We start from the raw sequence: 19,457 nt of genomic DNA, 5'->3' as shown, positions 1-19,457 counted from the left end.
GGTTTCGACAATCAACGCGGGGCAGGTCCGCGATCCTGGAACTCGTACGTGGTGGTGAGGCCCTCGGACAGGTCGCGGACCAGCACCCGCGGCGGGCCGGATTCGTGTCGCTGCGACTGACGGCCACCGACACCGCCGGCAACACGGTCACGCAGACGATCCAGCGGGCCTATCGGATCACCTGACGCCCGACCCGGGTCGGGGCGGGCTGCCGGAGCCGCCGCCCCGACGCCCGTCCCGGCGCGGTGACCGAGGACACGGTGCACCGACTCCGCGGAGAGGGTGGAATCAGTGGTGTGAGCAGAGAAGGCACCGGCGAGTGACGTCGTGAGGTCCACCTTTTCGACTGGCGATCCGAGTTCGTCCAGCGCTGGCACGACGCCCGCGGCGAACGAACCGATTCGGTCGACGGCCGCCCATCGGCAGCGCTGGGCGGTGGAGACCATGGCTGTCGCACCCGACGACCGGGTGCTGGAGATCGGCTGCGGTCGGGGAGCTGCCGTCTCCCTGGTCGCCGACCAACTCACCACCGGCCGGATCGTCGCCATCGACCGCGCCGCGACGATGGTGCGACTCGCGACCCAACGGAACCTGAGCCACGTCGAGGCCGGCCGAGCCGAGATCCGGCGTGCCGGGTTCGAGTCCGCCGACCTTCCGACTGACCACTTCAGCAAGATCTTCGCGGTGAACGTCAGCCTCTTCTGGTTGGGCGACGCGGCGCAGCAGGTCGCTCGGATGCGCAGCCTGCTGGCGCCGGGAGGGCGGCTCTACGTCTTCGGCGAGCGACCCACCGATGCGCACGCCACCGCGAACCTCACCGCGGCCGAACTGCTGCTCGAAGCCCACGGTTTCGCCACGACCACATCCAGCGCCACTCGTGGTCAGGGCCGGGTGCTGACCTGTGTCACCGGCACGCCTGTCGAATGATCTCGGGCGTGACCACACCGGCGAAAATGAGCCGGGCGGGCTCGGCGTGACGCCGAGCCCGCCCGTTCCGGGTCAGTCGAGCTTGATCAAATCGTGTCAGCGCTGCAGGGTCAGCAGACCCGGCCGGTACGGCAGGAGGCCGTAGTCCACGCCGTCAGAGCTGGGGGAACGGCCCTGGTACAGCAACTGCAGGTTGCAGGCGTCGACGGTCATGGTCTGGTCGGCGTTGGTGCGCAGCAGCTCACCGTGGCTGATGTCGTTGGTCCAGGTAGCGCCGCTGTTGATCTTTCCGGCGAACGGGTTGCTCTGGGACGCGGCCTGCGGCGTCCACGAACCGTTCAGGCTGGTGGCCGTGAACGAACGGAAGTAGCGGCCCGTCGAGCCGATCGCCTCGACGATCATGAGGTACTTGTTCAGGCCCTGCAGCTTGTAGACCTGAACGGCCTCGAACAGGTTGTTCGTCGTGTCGCTCATGATGGTCGTGTAGCTGCTGCCGAAGTTGCCCGGGAAGTTCCCGATCGGCATGCTGGCCCGGTAGATCTTGCCGTTGTCGCCGGCGAAGAAGAGGTACATGTTCGTACCGTCACCGATGACCGTCTGATCGATCGGACCGGTACCGGAGCCGGTGATACTTCCGGTGAACAGCGGCTGCGCCGCGGACCAGCCGTTCGGGTTGGTGGGGTTGGTCGAGGTCCGGTAGGAGAACGCCGTGCCACCCCACTGGTAGGTGAGCACCCAGATGTTCTTCGGCGCGAAGTAGAAGAGCGACGGCGCGACAGTCCCGGAGTTCATCGTGTTCTGGCTGGCCGAGGCCATCTGCGAGTAGTTCGTGAAGAGGCTGAAGTTCATCGAGCCCCAGCTGCTCCCGAAGTCGTGCGTGGTGGCGTAGACCAGTTGCTGGCCGTTGTAGGGGGCGACCGTGAAGTCCTTCAGGGACACCCAACCCGACTTCGGGTTCGCCAACACCCCGGTGGAGGACCACCGGTACGTCGAGGGAAGGTCACACGTGCCACCCGGCGGCGGGGTCGTCGGCGGCGGCGTGGTGGGGTCGGTCCCGCCGCCGACGCGGACGAACTGCCACTGCTGGTTGGCGCCGTTCCAGTCGTCGTACTGCACGATGTTTCCGCCGTCGGCGGTCGAGGCGCCCTGCACCTCCATCACCTTGTTGCTGTTCCGGTTGATCAACCGGACGTAGCCGCTGTCCGAGTCGGCCAGCCGGAACTGCTGGTTGGTGCCGTTGAGGTCACTCCACTGCACGATGCTGCCGCCGTTGGCGGTCGAGAAGCCCGACACGTCCAGCACCTTGCCGGACAGCCGCGACTTCACCCGGTAGTAGCCACCACCGGAGTCGACGAACTGCCACTGCTGCTGGTTGCCGTTGTTGCGGGCCCACTGGGTGATCCGGGCGCCGTCATTCGTGGCCAGGTTGTAGACGTCCAGGGCCTTGCCGCTGTTGCGGTTGACCAACACGTACCACGCGTTCGTGTCGACCGACGCCGCGGCGGCGGGTGACGACACCACCGCTACGGCGGCGCCACCGACCATCAGAGCCGCCGCGCTGGCGGCGACAAGGCGGGGCAACCACCAACGTCGCCGTCGCGACGGCGTTGCGATCGATGGAGACCTATCGAGGGCAGACATGATCCTCCTCCAGTGACCAAGAGCCGAACGGCCTGCCCGAGGGTGGGCGTACCGCGACGCGTGGCCGAGCGCGCAGGCGTCAGAAAGTTAGCGTTAACAAGACGCCGGCGAGCTGTGGCGCACGCCTGATTCGAGATCGACGAGGCAGGGCTTGCCCGGAAAGCCGAGGTGTCGTCGTCCTTAGGCATCGACTGTGAGCGATAACATGCCGTTCGTCAAGACGTAACTTGCTGGGAACATCAGCCGCTGACGGGCCACGGATCTTGGCGCCGGGCGTCTTCAACGGACTTCCCGCAGGCATCGCCCCGGATCCCCGGCGCAGACCACAGTTGCGCCCTTGAGGAGGCACCGCGCGCGCGTTAACATCGACGTTTGCGCATTGCTCGCGGTGCCGACGAACTCAGCCCGGCGCGTCCACAGAGTGAAGCGCCGCCGACGTCAACAGCCGGTCCCTCGGACCACTTCCGTCGCCTTCAGGCGACGGGGTACGCCCGAGTCAGACCGCGCCTCGGTCGACCAGACTGAACGTGGTGTCGAGCGGGGCGTCGCCGAGAAACTCGACGAAGATCTCCCTCTTGGTCGGGCTCCACTGCACCGGGCCGTACTCCTCGTTGACGATGGAGTAGGAGGCGCGCCCCTTGTCGTCCCTGCCCTCACGGAAGATCGTGAACAGGGTTGCCTTGGTTGGCCGACAGTCGGCTCCCACCAGCGACTTGTACCCCTTCGAATCGACCTTGACCCCGAGGCACGGTCGGTGGGCGATCTCCGGGTTGGTGGACTTGATCATGTAGTCGACACCTACCGGTTCGAGCACGAAGAGCGCATCCTTGCCGGTTCCGTTCCCGACCTCGACTTCACCGTCCGAGGGCAGCGACAGGTCACCGTCGATCTCCACCACGTGCAGCAGGAATCGCCGCTGACCGGCCAGCATGCCCTGGGTCGGGTCCACGCTTGCCGACGGTGACGCGGTCGGCGTACCCGATGCGGGCGTGGACGCGGTGACCGGCGGTGCGCTCGTCACCGGGCTACCACTCGGCGTCGAGCCGGCCGAGTCCGGTTTGGACTGCCCACGCAGCAGTTGCGGGCCGAACAGGAAAGCGGGCACCAGCACCGCGATCACCGCAGCCGTCGCCCCCAGCGCGGTGAGCCATCCCCGCCTGCGCGAGGCCGCCCGACCGGCCGTGGCCAGACCCGGTGACATCGCCGGCTGGCCCTGCCCATCACCACCGGCAGCGGGCGACGCACTCCCCGTCGGCGTCGCGCCCAGGAGTTGGGTCGGCCCGCCGGCACCCACCGGAGTCGCTGCGGTCAACAACGCGTCGAGCAACTCCCGAGCGGTCGGCCGAGCAGCGGGATCCTTCTCCAACGTCCGGGAGACCAACTCCCGCAACGGCCCGCCGAGCCCGGTCAGGTCCGGCGGTTGCGTGAGGATCCGCATCGCGGTGGCGGTAGCGGAATCACCCCCGAACGGGCTGCGGCCGGTCGCGGCGTGGGCGACCAGGGCACCCCAGGCGAAAATGTCCGCGGCCGGGCCCACCGGACGGCCGGACGTCGTATCGAACCGCTCCGGAGCCATGTAAGAGACGGTCCCGACCATGTGATTGGTTCGGGTGTGCTGGCTCGTCGCCTCGAACGCGCGGGCGATGCCGAAGTCGATGACCTTGATTCCACCCGGTGCGACCAGGACGTTCGCCGGCTTCAGATCACGGTGGATCACCCCGGCACCGTGGATGGCAGTGAGCGCGGTGGCCACCCCGACCGCGATGCTGTGCAGCTGCGCCGCCCCCAGCGGCCCCTGTTCCCGGACCACCTGGGCCAGACTGGGGCCGTCGACGTACTCCACCACCAGGTACGGCGGGTCATGGTCCGGGTCCGCGTCCAGGACCTCGGCCGTGCAGAACGGCGGAACCTGGCGGGCGCGGTTCACCTCACTACGGAACCGCCCCCGGAACTCCTCGTCGTGCGAGAGCTCCGGACGGACGACCTTGACCGCCACCCGCCGCCCTTGCGGCGAGCGGGCCAGGAAGACAGTGCCCATGCCACCGTCGCCGAGCCGGTCGAGCACCTCGTACCCACCGAGGCGTGCCGGGTCACCGGGACGCAACCCGACGCTCACGCCGCGACCACCGCGCGAACCGTTCCGCCTGTCACCCGTTCCCCTTAGGTCACTCCGATGCCGGCCGCAGCCTATCGTCTGCTCACCGAGCCCCGTCGATGCCGTCCACGAGTGGGGCCACGACCGGAGCTTCGGACAGGTTCCACCACGCCGCGCTGCCGGCCAGCTCGGGCCCGGTGGTCGGATCATCTGCGATCCGACCACCCGGCGCGACCGCGCGAGCTATCGGCGGCTCCACTGCTGGTTGGCCTGGCCGGTGCAGGTCCAGAGAACAAGCTTCGTACCGTTGCCGGTGCCCACGTTGTAGGGGTCCAGGCAGAGGCCGGACTGCACACCGGTGATGGTGCCGTTGGCGTTGACGTTCCACTGCTGGTTCGTTCCGCCGTGGCAGTCGTAGATGGTGACCAGGGTGCCCGGGGAGGTGCCATAGCCTGCGGCGTCGAGGCACTTGTTGCCGTACACGGTCAGCGCCTTGCCGCTCGTGTAGGTCCACTGCTGATTGGTGCGGCCGTGACAGTCCCACAGCTGCACCTGGGTGCCGTTGGTCGTCGAAGAGCCGGGGACGTCGACGCAGCGACCGGACAGGGTGCCCACGATCGCGTTTGTCTGCCCACCACCGCTGCCCGGGTCGCCGATGCTGCCGGGCACCGACTGCAACGCGCTGTACCAGCGGGCAGCCATCTTGTCGTAGCCGCCGGACGTGGGGTGGACACCGTCGATCAGGTCGGCGGTGGTGAGGGCGCTGTGCATGTCGACCAGGCGTACCCGCTTGCCGGCGTTCACCTTGCTCTGCACGATGCCCGGGATCGCCGCGTTGAAGGTACGGGCGGCCGCTTCCTGGTTGCTGTTGGAGAGCGGGATGATCTGCGCGACGAACACTTCCGCGTTCGGCGCTGTGGTGGTGATCCGGTCGATCAGGGTGGAGAGCCTGTTCGGCGCGGTGCTCACGTTGTAGTTCTGCAGGATGTCGTTGGTGCCGATGTGCAGCAGGACCGTCTGCGGACGTTGGGTGTTCAGCCAGCCGACGATGTTGGCGTCGATCTGGTCGATGCGCCAGCCGGGATGCCCCTGGTGGTCGTGGTCACCCAGGCTGGCAGGCCCGTTGAACTGCGACCCGACGAAGTCCACTGTGTATCGACCGTTGACGAGGCGCTGCCAGAGCCCGATGCGGTACCCGCCCGGCACCTGGGTGCCCTCGGTGATGGAGTCGCCGAGAGGCATCACCCGCACCCCACCGTTGGATTCCGCGTTGGCCGGACCGGCCGAGGTCAGCACCCCGGCGAGGACGACACCGAGTGCGGCGGTCGCCGCGAGCCATCTTGCCCTCGTACGCATAGATTTCTCCCCTGCGGTGGTAGTGCTGACCGAGGAGTCAAGCCGTCGCGACCGCCGCGACATCGGCATGACGATGCCGTCGCAGCACTGGGACGGATTGTTAACGCTAACAGCGATTCTTGTAAATTCTTGTCGCTCACCCGGCCTACGTCAAGCGACCGGTAGGGGCAGATGAGCATGGTGATTCCGTCGGGACGGCAGTGGCACGCACCCCGAATGTAGGCTTTTTTCACCTAACACCGTTTATGCGAGGAACGCTCGACTACGTTCACCTTGGCGGCGACAACCGATTTGTCGCCTTCTGCACCGACTGCGACGTGCGGAGCCATGGTGTACGAGAAGGGCTAGGTAGCTCGATGTCCAACTATCTACACCCGAACATGAGCGAAGTAGCGGCAGGTCAGGCCCCTCTGCCGAAGAGGCGACGGGTGCGCTGGCTCGTCGCCGGCGTGGCCGGGTTGACCGGAGTGGTCGGCCTGGCCGCCTTCACCCCGGCCGGGGTGAGCGGGGCGACCGGGAAGAGCGACGGCAACACCGGTACGCAACTCCTCGCCGACGGCAGCCGGGGCGGCGGTGACGACCACGGAGGCCAGGACCCGGGCGGCCGCGACGGCAAGGACCACAAGAAGGACAACGACCGTCGGGACAGCAGGGACGACGACTTCCGGTCCGTACCCTGCAACGCCGACGAGCTGATCGCGGCGATCGTCCGCGCGAACGCCGGCTCCGGGGCGAAACTCCGGCTCGCCGAGAAGTGCACCTACACGCTCACCAGGTCCGCACCCCAGCCACCCGTGCCCTTCGGTGCGGTCGGCCTACCGATCATCACCCAGCAGGTCGTGATCGACGGGAACGGGTCCACAATCGTCCGCGCGGCCAACGCCACCCCGTTCCGGATCCTCGAAGTCGGAGCCGGCGGCGACCTGACGCTGCGCGACGCGACAATCAAGGGCGGCCAAGCCGACGGCGGGCTTGGCGCCGGCGGCGGTGGCATCCGGGTCGACATCGGCGGCAGGGCCACCATCGAGAACACCGACGTGGTCTACAACCACACCAACGGCACGGGCGGGGGTATCGCCAACTTCGGCGTCACGAAGATCCTCGGCGGGAACGACCACGACAAGGACAAGAAGAAGGACGGCGGCAGCAACATCAGCAACAACAGCGCCCTGTACGACGGCGGAGGCGTCCACAACAACGGCAACCTCACCGTGCAGAACACCCGGTTGAGCTACAACAACACGATCGGGGTCTTCAGCATCACGCCTATCGGCGGTGCGGGTGGCGGGCTGTCCAACAGCAGCGTCGCCGTCCTCGACAAGGTCCACCTGGACAACAACACCGCGGGCTTCCGCGGCGGTGGTATCCGCGGCGGCATCAACTCCACCACCGAGGCCAAGAACATCGAAGTCAACGACAACCGAGCCGGCAGCGAGGGCGGCGGAATCTTCACCGACGGCGTCTTCCACCTCAAGCACGGCAAGATCCACCACAACGAAGCCGGCCAACGCGGCGGCGGCGTCTTCAACCAGATCGGCCAGTTCGTGGCCGAAGAGACCCGGATCAGCGAGAACATCGCCAGCACGAACAGCACCATCGAACACGGCGGTGGCGTCTACAACGGCAGCGGCACCGTCGTACTGCGGCGCAGCCACGTCGACCGGAACCGGGCCATCGGCTCCAACTCCCAGGGCGGCGGCATCTACAACAACAGCACGCTCACCCTCACCGAAAGCAAGGTCACCGACAACATCTCCATCCTGGCACCCGGCGGGATCTTCAACGATGGCGGCCAGGTCACCGTCGACCAGAAGACGGCCATCAGCGGCAACCGGCCCACGAACTGCACACCCAGTTCGCCCCCGGTGCCCAACTGCTTCGGCTGATCATCCGATCGCCCGCACAGTCGGGTAGCGACAGGTAGACATCCGGTCCCGCACAGGTTCGATCACGACGATCGGACCTGCGGCGGGACCGGATGCCGCCTGGGGGACGATTCTCCGGGTTGCCGGCTCAGGTCTCGATGATGTTGTTGTTCTCGTCGATGCCGTGGTTGCGCCAGTAGACGTCCCACTCGTCGTCGACGTGCTGCGGAACCTTGCCCTCCGGGTAGCGGACGTACGGCGGGGTCGGCTCCTGCCCGTCCGGGAAGCAGGCGCTGCCTCCCTGCCCTCCCACCGCGATGGCCGGATACTCGCCGCCGGCGCAGATGCTCTCCTGGAACGAGCAACCGGTGGTGGCCAGCAGCCCACCCAGGCCGACCGCCGCCAGGGCGATCATGATTCGCGTTCGCATGGGAGAGATTCTGGTCGCCCCGGCCGCGCCTGCCATCCGCACGCGTACTCACCTCGCAATGTCGGGACCAGCCATTCCTCGGCTAGGGCTGGACGTCGTTGGAAAGATTGATCCGGATCTCCGTGTTGCGGTATCCGGCGCGACCGAAAGCGGCCGCCATAGGCGCGTTGCCCATGTCGGTGGTGGCGGTGATGCGCGACTCCCCGTTGGTCGCGTGAAGGCGGGTGATCTCGGCGAGCACCTCGTCCACGTAGCCGCGCCCGCGGAACTCCGGCACCACCCCGAGATAGCCGACGTTCACGTTGTACGGAGTCGCGGAGGGAATCGCCATGCCCGCCACCTCGCCCTCGCGCGTGTAGGCGATCCGCCACCACTCCCGCTTGCCCGGCGCCCCGAGATAAAAGTCCATCTCCTCGCGCACGGTCGCGTCCACGCCCTTGGCGGCCAGGTTCGCACGGGTCTGGGCATCCAGGCTGCCCTCGGCGATTCTCCTGAACACCGCGAGGAACTCCTCGTCGGAGGCCTCGGTGAACCGCAGCCTGCCGGCCGCAGGGGGCAACCCGTCGGCGGGTGCCCACTCGAACTGCAGCCGCTCCACCTCGCGGGTGAGGCCCGCCGCATGCGCCGCCGCCCGCCGCCACTGCACGGCCTCCAAGGTGGCCGGATCGTCACGCCAGCCACCGGCAACCTTGATCATGTACTCCACCGGCTCCGGGAACCCGGCCAGCGCTGCCCTGATCAGCTCGGCGGCGACGGCGGCACGGTCACCCACGGCTGGATCCACATCGAGGCAGTCGAGCGCGACGGGATGCGGGCTGCCCTTCGGCCCCCACCACAATGCCCGTCCCACGACCTGGCCGTCGTGCTCGGCGATCCATGTCCATTCCGGCCGGTACATGTCCTCGGCCAGTTCGGCCAGGTAACGGTCGGCGGGGATCCACCCAACGGGCTCGGTCACGATCCACGGGGTCACGCGGTCGAGGTCCGCGGGGGCGGTAGCGCGGTAGGAGATCACGTGCAGAGGCTAGCGAAGCTCAGCATTATGAGGCTGCGGAGGCGCTGTCCATCGGTCGTACTCCTGTGTTCGAGCTGATGCGCCCCCGCCTCCTCGACGATTCGGACCGGCTCCCGCACGGAACTCCGGTCGTACTTCTTGCGCTTCTGGAGGTTGTCGGTCCTGATTGTCGACGTCGATAGCCTCAGGAGGGAACCTCGGCCGCGTGTCAGCGACCGCCCGACTGGCTGCGGGCCGGCGCCGGGTCCTTCGGGGCGAACCCACGATCCAGGCCTGAATCGTCCGGGTGGCGTAGCTGCACACGGCGCAGCAGTTGGGCGTTGAGCGCGACCACGATGGTGGAGGCGGACATCAGCACCGCGGCGACCGCAGGGCTCAGGCTCACTCCGGCCCAGGCCAGAGCCCCGGCGGCCAAGGGCAGGGCGACGACGTTGTAGCCGGCGGCCCAGGCCAGATTTTGGATCATCTTGCGGTACGACGCGCGCGAGAGCCGGATGACTCCGGTGACCCCGCGCGGGTCGGAGGAGGCGAGCACGACGCCCGCGGATTCGATCGCGACGTCGGTGCCGGCGCCGATGGCGATGCCGACGTCGGCGCGGGCCAGCGCGGGAGCGTCGTTCACGCCATCACCGACCATCGCCACCCGCAGGCCCCGGCGTTGCAGCTCGCCGACCGCCTCGTCCTTGTCGGCGGGCAGCACCTCGGCGAACACCTCGTCCTCACCGGGCCGGAAGCCCAGGTCGGCGGCGACCGCCTCGGCCACCGGTCGCGCGTCCCCGGTGATCATCACGATCTTGCGGATGCCCTGCTGACGTAGGTCGGCGATGGCTTGGCGCGCCTCGGGGCGGATCTGGTCTTCGAGGGCGAGGGCGCCGATGACGCGTGCCTGCTCGCCGTCGAGCCGCAGCAGGTGTAGTACCGCCGCTCCCCGCCGGGACCACTCGGCCCGGTGCTCGTCGAGGTCGCCGGGCGCCGTGGCGTCGAGTTCGCGCAACAGGGCCGGTCCGCCGACGGCGTAACTGATGCCGTCGACGTCGGCGCGCACCCCGCGACCGGTCAGCGCCCGGAAACCGGTCGCGGTACGTCGGGTGCCCTCCTGGGCAGCTGCGGTGACGATGGCCCGTGCGAGGGGGTGTTCGCTGTCGGCCTCCACCGCCGCCGCGACGGCCAGTACGTCGGTCTCGCTGACGCCGCCGGTGGCGGCGACACCGGCGACGACGTGCTCGCCGCGGGTCAGTGTGCCGGTCTTGTCGAACAGCACCGTGTCGATGCTGCGCATCCGCTCCAGGGCCAGACGGTCCTTGACCAGGATGCCGCCCTTCGCGGCCACAGCGGTCGACAGGGCGATCACCAGCGGGATGGCCAGGCCCAGCGCGTGCGGGCAGGCGATCACCAGCACCGTGACGGTGCGGACGACGGCCTCGTCGAGGTTGCCGATCAGTGTCCAGATCAGCAGCGTCGCGGCGGCGGTGACGGTGGCGATGTAGAACAGCCAGGCCGCGAACCGGTCAGCGAGGACCTGCGCCCTGCCGCTGGACTGCTGGGCCTGCGCGACCAGGCGTTGGATGCCGGCCAGGGCGGTGTCCTCGCCGACAGCTTCGACGCGCACCCGGATGGCCGCGTCGGTGGCCACCGTGCCAGCCACCACCCGGTCGCCGCGCTCGCGGCCGACCGGCCGGGACTCGCCGGTGATCATCGACTCGTCCAGCTCCGCGCGGCCGTCGGTGATGCGCCCGTCCGCCGGCACCCGCCCACCGGGGCGCACCAGGACCACATCGCCGACGTGCAGGTCGTTGACCCGCACTCGTTCGGGCTGACCGTCGCCGTCGAGGCGTTCGGCGTCGTCGGGCAGCAGCGCGGCCAGGGCCGACAGGGCGCCCTGGGCCTGCCCGATGGCCTTCATCTCCTGCCAGTGCCCGAGCAGCATGATGGTGACCAGAGCCGCCAGCTCCCACCAGAAGTCCAGGTCGAACGCGCCCAACGCGGTCGCCGCCGAGGCCACGTACGCGACGGTGATGGCCATCGCGATCAGCAGCATCATCCCCGGCGCCCGGTCACGGACCTCCCGCACCGCGCCTTGCAGGAACGGCCACCCGCCGTAGACGAACACCACAGTGCCCAGCACCGGGCCCACCCAGTCGACACCCGGAAAGTCCAGCCGATAGCCGAACCAGTCCATCACCATGGGACTGGTCACCACGATCGGCACCGTCAAGACCAGACTTAGCCAGAACTTGCGACGGAACATCTCCGGGTCGTGCCCGGCGTGCTTGTCATGCCCGCCATGGCCGCCGTGCCGGTCCACGGTCTCACCCAGGGTCCGCATCCGGTGGTGCTCGTCCTCGTGCGACATCCTCATCGCCTCCTCACCCTCAACATACCCCCGGGGGGTATGTCGGTCCAGGCGTGTCGATGTTCCGCACGTCACCCACGCCAGGCCAGCATTTGTCAGCGACGCGGGGCAGGAGAGAACAGTTGGCGACTTCGCCACTAAAGGAGCAGCGGCCGGCGTCGCGCCAGACGTGATCGCCGACCAAGAGCGTCGGTGCGACACGGTCTATGCGTCGCCGCCAGCCTCGCGCGACGGGTGGCGGTCGCCTCGCAGCCGGTGCGCCGCCAGAGCACTCGGGCAACGGGGCGGCGACGGGGCGAGCTTCCGGAGACCGACTGGCTGGACGAAGAGTTCCCGGCGAGCTACCGCCTCGCCCCGAGCGTCCAGCTCGTACCCCTCGATCCAGAGCCACCCGTCGTACGTGATCCGGTCTTCCAGTACGCGGATGAGGCGGAAGAGGAACGGCCGGGAGAACTGGACGCTGGCCGCCTGCGTGACGTGGAGGAGGTCACCACTTCTGAATGGGGGCACGATCCACCGCCCGTCGCCAAGCCAAGATCCGCGCTCGGGCTACCGCAACCCTCGGGCACCAGCCGTCCGGGTGACACCGGGCGCACTTCTGCAAGCGGTGGAAGTCGATCACCGTCCAGGAAAGCTCCACCACGAACGGCACGCGGGTCACCGCTCCCCCTCCGTACGCGGCTGGGGAAGCTCCGCATAGAGGCGACGCCCGGAGTTCCGGCGCGGGGGGATCTCTCGGGCGCCTGCCGGTCTGAGGACTCCGAAGCGGTCCGGGTAGACGGCCACAGGCCCGGTTCGGTCGAGGGGTGGAGCGGGACGGCGAAACGGCCAGAGCTTCACGAGGTGCCTCCTACCTGGGCAAAGATCTGACCTCGAAGCTAGTCGAACTTGTACATCTCGTATAGCCAGTACAGCCCGTGTAATACGTCTAGTCCGTACCCGACGGCTTAGCCGTGTGGTCCGTCCATAAGGTTCCGGTCATGGTTGACGAGATGAGCCCGGTAGCGCTCTACATCCAGCTCGCCGATCTCCTCGCCAAGAAGATCGAGTCCGGGAAGCTCAAGCCCCGTCAGCCCCTCCCCTCCGAGGCCCACCTCCAGCAGGAGTACGGCGTGGCGCGGGGAACGGTCCGTGCGGCTATCCGCCTGCTGCGCGAGCGGGGTCTCGTCGTGACGCTGCCGGCTCGTGGAACGTTCGTCGCCGAGAAGCCGTAGCCCCTACCCCTCCCGGACTACCCGGGAGACGGGACAGCCCCGGAGGCGCAGGCCTCGCGGGGCGAGTTGATCTTGGCCATGCACGGAGAGTAAGAAGGCGTTCACAGTCCTGGCTAGACAAGAAGAAGCCCCCTGCCGGCTGTTATGCCTGACAGAGGGCTGTCTGTGCGCCCGAAGGGACTCGAACCCCTAACCTTCTGATCCGTAGTCCAAAGCTCCGAACACACACCTCTACAACGAGCACTGTAGCTAAAACTCGTCCGGCCGCAAGCCTTCCAGTCCATTCGAGTCCAAGTGCGTCCTTCCAGGTCCGCGCCCCGCACGGGCAGCCAATCCGCTGTTATCGATATATAAACGGGGGTCGCGTTTCCTGGTGGGTTCGGTTGCGTAGCGCTAAATCCACGTCAGTCCCCCGTCGGCCGAGCAGCCACCGAGCAGCCACGATCGCCGCGGACCAAGCCGTCGCCGGGTCCGCCGCCACCGTTCGAGCGGATGCCGTCACCTGCACGTGCCGCCGGCAACGTCGGCTCGAAGGGCTTTGCTCGCACCGAACACATCACCATGCACCGCTAGATGCCGCGCTTGTCAGTCCAGTCCGGATCCTCCTGGTCGGGCTCAATCTGAGATCCTGTCTTCGCTGACGGGATTCCATTGGCGCGAAGAACCCGTCGATCTCCTGCCACATGCTCGCCGGCCAGTACCGGCGGCGGACCGCACCGGTGTCGCTGAGCTGGCCGAGTTGTTCCACCGCGTTAGGTGTTGCCGATCTCGTTGAGCAGCGTCGAGGATGCCTGCCCGGTGCCCGGCCCGAGCCGGTCGAGCGCGCCAAGGTCCAAGACTGCTTCGGCCGGCACTGAGGATGCGACGGCAGGCATCCGGCTTAGAGAGTCTGCCTGCCGGCAAATCGCGATGGGTCGCTCCGGCGATACGGTACGAGCCACGGCACGCTAATGCCGGAACCGCGAAGGAGACGCAACGCCAGAGGCTCAAACTTCGGGTACGGAGTAGGTGAATTCCTTGCCTCCGCGCTCGGCGACTCCGCGCCGCCGGACGAGCGCTCGGGCCGCGACGAGGCGTTTGAGACGGTTGTTCGCATTAGGTGCGGTGATGCCCAGTCGTTCAGCGATCGTCGTCGCGGTGAAGGTCCCAAGGGCCCTGGCGAGCTTGAAGGTGTCCGAGAGAACTTCCGACGCCGCCAGCAGAACAAGGTCATCACCGAGTCGCTCCAGCGCGATAAGTTCGCGGCGTTCGAAGGCGATGACGATCGTCTCGCGGGTGTCGTTGTTGAGTCCGATCACGAGCACGGAGGCCGGCCCGTCGTCCTGCGTGGCGAGGGTGGAGTAGTACTTGCGGAGGAACTCGTCGGTGAAGCTGACGGTCATCGCCTCCACGTCGGCGAAGTTGATGACAAGAAGGCTGGTGCCAGGCGGGATGCGTTCTTCTAGGTCGTGAAGCACTTTCCTGCCGCGTTCCCTGGTTGACAGGAACGCCAGTTCTTGTCCGACGTCGTAAGTGACGGTCGTAGCGGGATTCGGTTTCACCTGACTGATTGAAACACGTTACGGCCCGTTACGGAACTCGGACGCGGAGCCAGGCCCACGTGCCGTGCACCGGTTCGGCGACGCGGCTGCAGATCGAGATGGGGTCCGAGCGGAGCTTCGCGGTAGCGACGGCGTCTCCGCTGCGGAGCATGAGTTCACCTCCCTTGTTGCCGCCTAGGATGGCCTGCCGCCACAGGTTCGGTAGTCCGTGGCCTCGCCCTTCGGCGCGTCTAATGCCGCCATTTAGTGCGAGCTCGAGAGCCGGGGGTCCTTCCAGATCCTGGTTGGTGGCGCCAGAAAGGACCTTCTGGATCCCGGCGCCGGAGTCGCAGACGGCGAACTCGAAGCCAGGTGTACGGCTCAGGGTGCCGCTGTAGAGCTGGGCGGCGGTGAAGGCACCGGTCTTGCTGAGGCCGTGCGTGGTGGCGTTGCTGAGTAGCTCAGCGAGGCTGCGGAAGGCCGCCCTTCCCGCGTCCGGTCCAAGCCGCGCCTTTACCAGTTGGCCGAGTGCCTTGCTGATGTCTTCGATGTTGGTAGGCGTGACCTTGGCAACCTCGAGGAGTTTGTCGGAGTGGTCGCGCCGCCCCTGGGGTGGGACTGACCCGTCGATCTCGGCGAAGGGCTTGAGTAGCTCAACAACGTTCATCCGCACGAGATATGACGCGATCTTCGGGTCGTGAGGAACGAGCAGGTGGACGTCACGGCCGTCGGCAGCGGCGACGGTCCCCATCGAGACGATGGCGGCGAGCTCGAGCGGGCTGACCCACCGCAGTCCTCGCGCGTCGAGCACCAGGTTTCCCGTGTCGCCGTGAAAGTCAGCCCTCAGCTCTGGGCGTCGGAGGGGGTTCCGGCCGGCCAACTCGATACGCACACGCCAAGCATGACAGCTGGAACGGAACCTGCACGCCCTCGGGACGCCGGAGTGGACCAGGGGGCCGCTTCGGGGTTGCGCCGGACACGATCACCTGTTTCACTGGTCTCAGTGAAACCGAAATCTCGGGGACAGCTGGTGCCCTACCGGCGGCCTCCGAGACCGCGGAGCCCGTCGACACGGCCCCGCTGAAGCAGAGGAGCAGACGTGAGGATCCACAAGTTCACGGCCGGCGAGGCCGTCGCCCAGACCCGCGAGGTCGAGCCCGATGTGCGGCTCGGTGACCTTCTCGTCCTCGAGGATGACGAGAAGGTGTTCGCAGTCGACGACGAGGCCGAGCTCGACGTGACCGTGACGGTCGAGGCGGCTCTGGCCGGGCGGCCGGGTCACCTCGCTACTTCGGCCTGCCGCCAGATCGCCGTGACGGTCGGGTACGCCGGCGCCGACAAGGTGGTCAAGGTCCACCCCGCCATCCGGCTGCGTCAGGTCCGCAAGCGGGCGATCGCGGCGTTCGGAATCAGCCAGGCCGCCGCGGCCGATCTGGTCCTGCGGCTCCCCGGCGAGACTGAGGACCTGGACCTGAACACGCCGGTCACCACCATCGTTCCGAGGCGCACCTGCAGCGCCATGGTCGACTTGGTCCACACGGTCCGGCCGCAGGGATGAGCACGGCGTCCGAGCCCGGCGTCGACCCGAATCTGCGACGTCTGCGCCGGCATCTGTCGGCCGCCGACGTCGAGGCCGGTGTCGACGCCGGGTCCTGGCGCATCGTCGACCTCACCTGGCCGTTCCTGACGGTGGCCATCGCGGTCGGCGAGGACGCGGAGCTGGGCATGCGACTCAACGTCCAGGACTACCCGCTCCAAGCGCCGGCGGGGCAGCCCTGGAACATCGTCGCGGACGCGCCGCTGCCCGTGGCCGAGTGGCCGATCTCCGGACGCAACCCGGAGATCTTCCGCCCAGACTGGTCGCCAGGGAACAACAACGCGCCGTACCTGGCCTGCGACCGAGCTGGGATCACGAGTCACTCGAACTGGGCCAGTGAACGCCCGGAGCGGTCCTGGAACGTGAACCGCACGATCGGCTTCTACCTGCGCGAGCTGCACCGGGAGCTGTCCTGCGCGACGATGCCCCAGAACGGAGTTGCCCGGTGACCGCCCGTCTGACGATCGCACCGGACCTGTTCGGCGTCCTGCTCGCCGGGCTGGCCGAGCGGGGGCAGGGACACCGTGAGAGCGGCGCGTTCCTGCTCACCGACCGGGCCCATCCCGAGAACGAGCTGCCCCAGCCGGTCACCGCGATCGCGTTCTACGACGACCTCGATCCGGACTGCCTCACCGGGCGGATCGACTTCCACGCCGCCGGCTACACCGCGCTTCAAAACCTCTGCCGCCGTGACGGGCTGCGCGTGGTCGGCGACATCCACACCCACCCGGCCCACCGTGTTCAGCAGAGCCGCCTTGACGCTGCGCACCCCATGGTCGCCCGGGACGGCCACGTCGCGCTGATCGCCCCGCACTTCGCGGCCGGCGTCACCGACGTGTCTCCGCTCGGGGTCCACCTGCGTGTGAACGACGACTGGGCGTCCTTCTACAGAGAACAAGCCGCCGAGCTCCTGCTCGTGCCCGAACGGCACTCGGCCGCTGAACTCAGACCGTGGTGGCGCCGGCTGTTGTCCCGCTTCCGCCGTCCGCAACTTCAGGAGAGACGATGACCATCCCGATCACCGACACCTTCAACCGCACCGCCCTGCTGGCAGTACACGAGGGAACCCAGGCGACCGTCAACGCCGCACTCGACGCGCACGTCGCGACGGGATTGGCCATCGTCGCGGACGGCATGGCCTCGGACGTGCGGGGCCAGGCGGCGCTGTGCACGGCCGTAGCGACGGCAGTCCGCGCGTTCGGCCAGGTCATTGTGATCACTGACGGCCATGTGCAACTGACCGCAGGGCCGCACCGAGGGCACACCATCGTGCAGATGACCGACCGGGAAGGCGCCCGGCACGCCGAGGACCTGACCGACGTCCCGGCTGACTGGCCCGTGCTGTACCTCGGCAACGCTGCGCTTCCGGCACCCGACGGCGGCGTCCGACTCCGAGCCAGGTGGAGCGGTTGGACCGCTCAGGTCCACCCGGCCGACACGCAGACCGGCCACGCCGTCGAGGGCAACGTGCTGGCCGCGATCGCCGCCGGGGCCCTCGGTGTGCACGAGGCCTTCGGCGCGACCCGGAACCGCCCGGGCAGCGACGCCGGCTGGCGCACCATCACCGTCAACCTCTGGCAGCCGGGGACCAACGCCGACGGGCCTGAACTGACCCACGCACCGGCAGCCTGGTGGATCGTCGGCCTCGGTCACCTCGGCCAGGCCTACGCCTGGGTGATGTCCTGGCTCACCTACGCCGACCCGTCCCGGGTCGAAGTGGTCCTGCAGGACACCCAGCGAGTAGTGGATGCCAACCACAGCACCGGGCTTCTCACCCCCGTGAAGCCGGAGCCGGTCCGCAAGACCCGTCTGGCCGCGGCAGTCCTCGAGCGGGCCGGTTACGACGTCGTCATCGTCGACCGACGACTCGATCACACCAGCCGCGTCCAGGACGAGGACCACCACGTCGCGCTGCTCGGCGTCGACAACCTCGCCCCTCGCAGACTCATCTCCGGAGTCGGCTGGAAGCTCGCCATCGACGCCGGACTCGGCGTCGGACCAGCCGACTTCAACGCCCTGCTCCTGCGCCGATTCCCCGCTCAGGTCCCCAGCGACCAAGTCCGCGGCTGGAAGGAGGGCGTTTCGCAGCAACGACGTGTCGTCACGGCCGCCCTCGCCGACCTTGAGCGACGCGATCCCTGCGGATCGGTACAACTCGCCGGGACCGCCGTCGGCGCCGCCTTCGTCGGCGTCGTCACCGCATGCCTCGGCGTCGCCCAAGGCGCCCGCGCCGCCCTGCTCGGAGACGGCTTCGACGTGATCAACCTGCACCTGCAGACCGACGACGTCGATCTCGCACCAGCAACTCGCAATGTCGAGGTGTTGGGGGGGCCGCCTCTTGCCCATCAGTGACCGGTGCCCGGCCATTTCTCGGGACGGCCGCGGGTGAAGGAGGTTAGGACAGGGTGGCGAGGTGGCACTCAGCGGCGAGGGCGGCGGCGCAGTCGGTGCCGGCGGCGGTGATGGGCGGGTCTAGCCTGCCCACTGACCCCGCAACCCAACAGAGCCTCAGGGCTCAACGGTCAGGCCGGACGGTCCGCCTGTCACGTCTCGCAGTTGGCCGAGGAACTCGTGCGTGGCCTTCGTGTGTGGGTGTTCCGCACCGAGGGCAATGGTCCGTCCGGTGAGTGTGTTCTGCAGCCACCCAACGGCGTCATCCAGGTAACCGGCGTACGCGAGCCACTCTCCGAAGTTGTGCATGCTGTTTAGCGTTGCTGGAGCATATTGGCCGAGGACACGTTCGCTGTCATCGATGAGATCCATCCAGGCGTTTGCCGCCTCGTCCGCGTCCATCTCGAGAGACACGCCGAGCAGATAGTTATTACGCGCGGTCAATGTTTGCGGATGATCCGAGCCCATCACCCGCACATGGTCAGCCCGCACGGTCTCAAGCTCTTCAGCCGCTTCCCGGACCTCTCCGGCCGCTTGGAGTGCTTGGGCGAGGTTGCTTCGAGTCGCGAGTGTGTCGGGATCGTCGGGACCGAGCTTATGCAAGCGTGAGTTGAGCACACGTCGTAGCAGTGGGATGGCCGCCCGCGGGTTACCGCATTCCATGATCCAGCGAGCGTGCAAACCCTGCGCGGTGAGGGTGTCCCGATGGTCCGGGCCGGAAATTTCGAGCAGGTCGGCGGCCAGTTGGGCGAACATCGCACGGGCCTTCTCGTACTCCCCGGCCTCCCCGTACATTCCCGCAAGGTGCCCCCGTGCGTCGAGCGTGTGGATGTTTCGCGGTCCGAAAATCCGCTCGCAGTCGACCAAAATTTGCTTCATCTCTTGGATGCCTCGGGCGAGGGCGCCGGCGCTAGCTCGGCAGACGACTAGTACGGCAGCCGCCGTTTGAGATGTTGCTGGTGGGGCCGGGTGGACGAGGTGCGGCCACCGCGTGATCGTCTGTCTGTTGTGGACAAACTTTCGGATCTGGCGGTGGCCGCGTGCCCCAGCGTA

Annotated in this window: 18 protein-coding genes; 7 read left to right on the top strand and 11 right to left on the bottom strand. The window is 67.9% G+C overall.

Features of this window, described 5'->3' with window-relative positions; genetic code table 11:
* Positions 1–327: 327 nt before the first annotated feature.
* Positions 328–927: a class I SAM-dependent methyltransferase gene (locus KBX71_RS32650; RefSeq protein ID WP_307847460.1), complete on the top strand. Its 600-nt coding sequence runs from the start codon at positions 328–330 to the stop codon at positions 925–927.
* 96 nt (positions 928–1,023) lie between these two features.
* Here the strand turns inward: KBX71_RS32650 and KBX71_RS32645 are convergent, their stop codons facing one another.
* The 3 genes from KBX71_RS32645 to KBX71_RS32635 all read right to left on the bottom strand — a co-directional run bounded on the left by KBX71_RS32645 (position 1,024) and on the right by KBX71_RS32635 (position 6,019).
* Positions 1,024–2,568: a non-reducing end alpha-L-arabinofuranosidase family hydrolase gene (locus KBX71_RS32645; protein ID WP_210821550.1), complete on the bottom strand. Its 1,545-nt coding sequence runs from the start codon at positions 2,566–2,568 to the stop codon at positions 1,024–1,026.
* Between the two features lie 496 nt (positions 2,569–3,064).
* Positions 3,065–4,684, bottom strand: coding sequence for a serine/threonine-protein kinase (locus KBX71_RS32640; protein WP_210821549.1), 1,620 nt, complete (start codon positions 4,682–4,684; stop codon positions 3,065–3,067).
* A 222-nt stretch (positions 4,685–4,906) separates the two neighbouring features.
* Entirely contained in the window at positions 4,907–6,019 is a 1,113-nt protein-coding gene (locus KBX71_RS32635) for a ricin-type beta-trefoil lectin domain protein (RefSeq protein ID WP_210821548.1), read from the bottom strand.
* Between the two features lie 428 nt (positions 6,020–6,447).
* On the opposite strand from KBX71_RS32635, the gene KBX71_RS32630 reads away from it, so the two are divergent.
* Positions 6,448–7,905, top strand: coding sequence for a hypothetical protein (locus tag KBX71_RS32630; RefSeq protein ID WP_210821547.1), 1,458 nt, complete (start codon positions 6,448–6,450; stop codon positions 7,903–7,905).
* Between the two features lie 127 nt (positions 7,906–8,032).
* Here KBX71_RS32630 and KBX71_RS32625 read toward each other — a convergent pair whose 3' ends face one another.
* From KBX71_RS32625 to KBX71_RS32610, 4 genes are all read right to left on the bottom strand, one after another.
* A complete protein-coding gene (locus KBX71_RS32625) occupies positions 8,033–8,314 on the bottom strand; it encodes an SCO0607 family lipoprotein (protein ID WP_240639395.1) in 282 nt (93 codons plus the stop codon).
* A gap of 82 nt (positions 8,315–8,396) precedes the next feature.
* Positions 8,397–9,329: a GNAT family N-acetyltransferase gene (locus KBX71_RS34695; protein ID WP_307847457.1), complete on the bottom strand. Its 933-nt coding sequence runs from the start codon at positions 9,327–9,329 to the stop codon at positions 8,397–8,399.
* Positions 9,330–9,537: 208 nt separating this feature from the next.
* On the bottom strand, positions 9,538–11,682 hold the full coding sequence (locus KBX71_RS32615) for a heavy metal translocating P-type ATPase (RefSeq protein WP_210821546.1): 2,145 nt from the start codon (positions 11,680–11,682) through the stop codon (positions 9,538–9,540).
* A 204-nt stretch (positions 11,683–11,886) separates the two neighbouring features.
* On the bottom strand, positions 11,887–12,192 hold the full coding sequence (locus KBX71_RS32610) for a hypothetical protein (protein WP_374102678.1): 306 nt from the start codon (positions 12,190–12,192) through the stop codon (positions 11,887–11,889).
* A 470-nt stretch (positions 12,193–12,662) separates the two neighbouring features.
* Here KBX71_RS32610 and KBX71_RS32605 point away from each other — a divergent pair, with 470 nt between their 5' ends.
* Positions 12,663–12,896 (top strand): GntR family transcriptional regulator, encoded by a 234-nt coding sequence (locus tag KBX71_RS32605; protein ID WP_124822455.1) that lies wholly within the window; start codon positions 12,663–12,665, stop codon positions 12,894–12,896.
* A 752-nt stretch (positions 12,897–13,648) separates the two neighbouring features.
* On the opposite strand, the gene KBX71_RS34375 is transcribed toward KBX71_RS32605, so the two are convergent.
* The 3 genes from KBX71_RS34375 to KBX71_RS32595 form a co-directional block, all read right to left on the bottom strand.
* Positions 13,649–13,771 (bottom strand): hypothetical protein, encoded by a 123-nt coding sequence (locus tag KBX71_RS34375; protein ID WP_256442204.1) that lies wholly within the window; start codon positions 13,769–13,771, stop codon positions 13,649–13,651.
* A gap of 111 nt (positions 13,772–13,882) precedes the next feature.
* Positions 13,883–14,437: a helix-turn-helix domain-containing protein gene (locus tag KBX71_RS32600; RefSeq protein ID WP_210821545.1), complete on the bottom strand. Its 555-nt coding sequence runs from the start codon at positions 14,435–14,437 to the stop codon at positions 13,883–13,885.
* A gap of 28 nt (positions 14,438–14,465) precedes the next feature.
* Positions 14,466–15,308, bottom strand: coding sequence for a hypothetical protein (locus KBX71_RS32595; RefSeq protein WP_210821544.1), 843 nt, complete (start codon positions 15,306–15,308; stop codon positions 14,466–14,468).
* 207 nt (positions 15,309–15,515) lie between these two features.
* On the opposite strand from KBX71_RS32595, the gene KBX71_RS32590 reads away from it, so the two are divergent.
* Genes KBX71_RS32590 through KBX71_RS32575 form a run of 4 tightly spaced genes read left to right on the top strand, consistent with a single transcriptional unit; the run spans position 15,516 to position 18,365 of the window.
* Positions 15,516–15,974 carry a hypothetical protein gene (locus KBX71_RS32590; RefSeq protein ID WP_210821543.1) on the top strand — a complete coding sequence of 153 codons (459 nt, stop codon included), beginning with the start codon at positions 15,516–15,518 and terminating at the stop codon, positions 15,972–15,974.
* On the top strand, positions 15,971–16,462 hold the full coding sequence (locus KBX71_RS32585) for a hypothetical protein (protein ID WP_210821542.1): 492 nt from the start codon (positions 15,971–15,973) through the stop codon (positions 16,460–16,462). The genes KBX71_RS32590 and KBX71_RS32585 overlap by 4 nt, the downstream gene beginning before the upstream one ends.
* Positions 16,459–17,022, top strand: coding sequence for a hypothetical protein (locus KBX71_RS32580; RefSeq protein WP_210821541.1), 564 nt, complete (start codon positions 16,459–16,461; stop codon positions 17,020–17,022). The genes KBX71_RS32585 and KBX71_RS32580 overlap by 4 nt, the downstream gene beginning before the upstream one ends.
* A complete protein-coding gene (locus tag KBX71_RS32575; RefSeq protein ID WP_210821540.1) occupies positions 17,019–18,365 on the top strand; it encodes a hypothetical protein in 1,347 nt (448 codons plus the stop codon). Before KBX71_RS32580 ends, KBX71_RS32575 begins: the two co-directional genes overlap by 4 nt.
* Positions 18,366–18,521: 156 nt before the next feature.
* On the opposite strand, the gene KBX71_RS32570 is transcribed toward KBX71_RS32575, so the two are convergent.
* Positions 18,522–19,283, bottom strand: coding sequence for a tetratricopeptide repeat protein (locus KBX71_RS32570; protein WP_210821539.1), 762 nt, complete (start codon positions 19,281–19,283; stop codon positions 18,522–18,524).
* Positions 19,284–19,457: the final 174 nt, after the last annotated feature.

This window comes from Micromonospora sp. D93 (genome assembly GCF_018070365.1).
Lineage (GTDB): Bacteria > Actinomycetota > Actinomycetes > Mycobacteriales > Micromonosporaceae > Micromonospora > Micromonospora ureilytica.
The sequence above is the reverse complement of the archived record's forward strand: the minus strand, read 5'-3'. Positions and strand labels throughout refer to the sequence as shown.

Excerpts from the sequence above, each read along its gene's own strand:
- KBX71_RS32635 (WP_210821548.1), bottom strand. The coding sequence starts at position 6,019 with ATGCGTACGAGGGCAAGATGGCTCGCGGCGACCGCCGCACTCGGTGTC.
- KBX71_RS32570 (WP_210821539.1), bottom strand. The coding sequence starts at position 19,283 with ATGAAGCAAATTTTGGTCGACTGCGAGCGGATTTTCGGACCGCGAAAC.
- KBX71_RS32585 (WP_210821542.1), top strand. The coding sequence starts at position 15,971 with ATGAGCACGGCGTCCGAGCCCGGCGTCGACCCGAATCTGCGACGTCTG.
- KBX71_RS32645 (WP_210821550.1), bottom strand. The coding sequence starts at position 2,568 with ATGTCTGCCCTCGATAGGTCTCCATCGATCGCAACGCCGTCGCGACGG.
- KBX71_RS34375 (WP_256442204.1), bottom strand. The coding sequence starts at position 13,771 with ATGCCTGCCGTCGCATCCTCAGTGCCGGCCGAAGCAGTCTTGGACCTT.
- KBX71_RS32625 (WP_240639395.1), bottom strand. The coding sequence starts at position 8,314 with ATGCGAACGCGAATCATGATCGCCCTGGCGGCGGTCGGCCTGGGTGGG.
- KBX71_RS32615 (WP_210821546.1), bottom strand. The coding sequence starts at position 11,682 with ATGTCGCACGAGGACGAGCACCACCGGATGCGGACCCTGGGTGAGACC.
- KBX71_RS32575 (WP_210821540.1), top strand. The coding sequence starts at position 17,019 with ATGACCATCCCGATCACCGACACCTTCAACCGCACCGCCCTGCTGGCA.
- KBX71_RS32605 (WP_124822455.1), top strand. The coding sequence starts at position 12,663 with ATGGTTGACGAGATGAGCCCGGTAGCGCTCTACATCCAGCTCGCCGAT.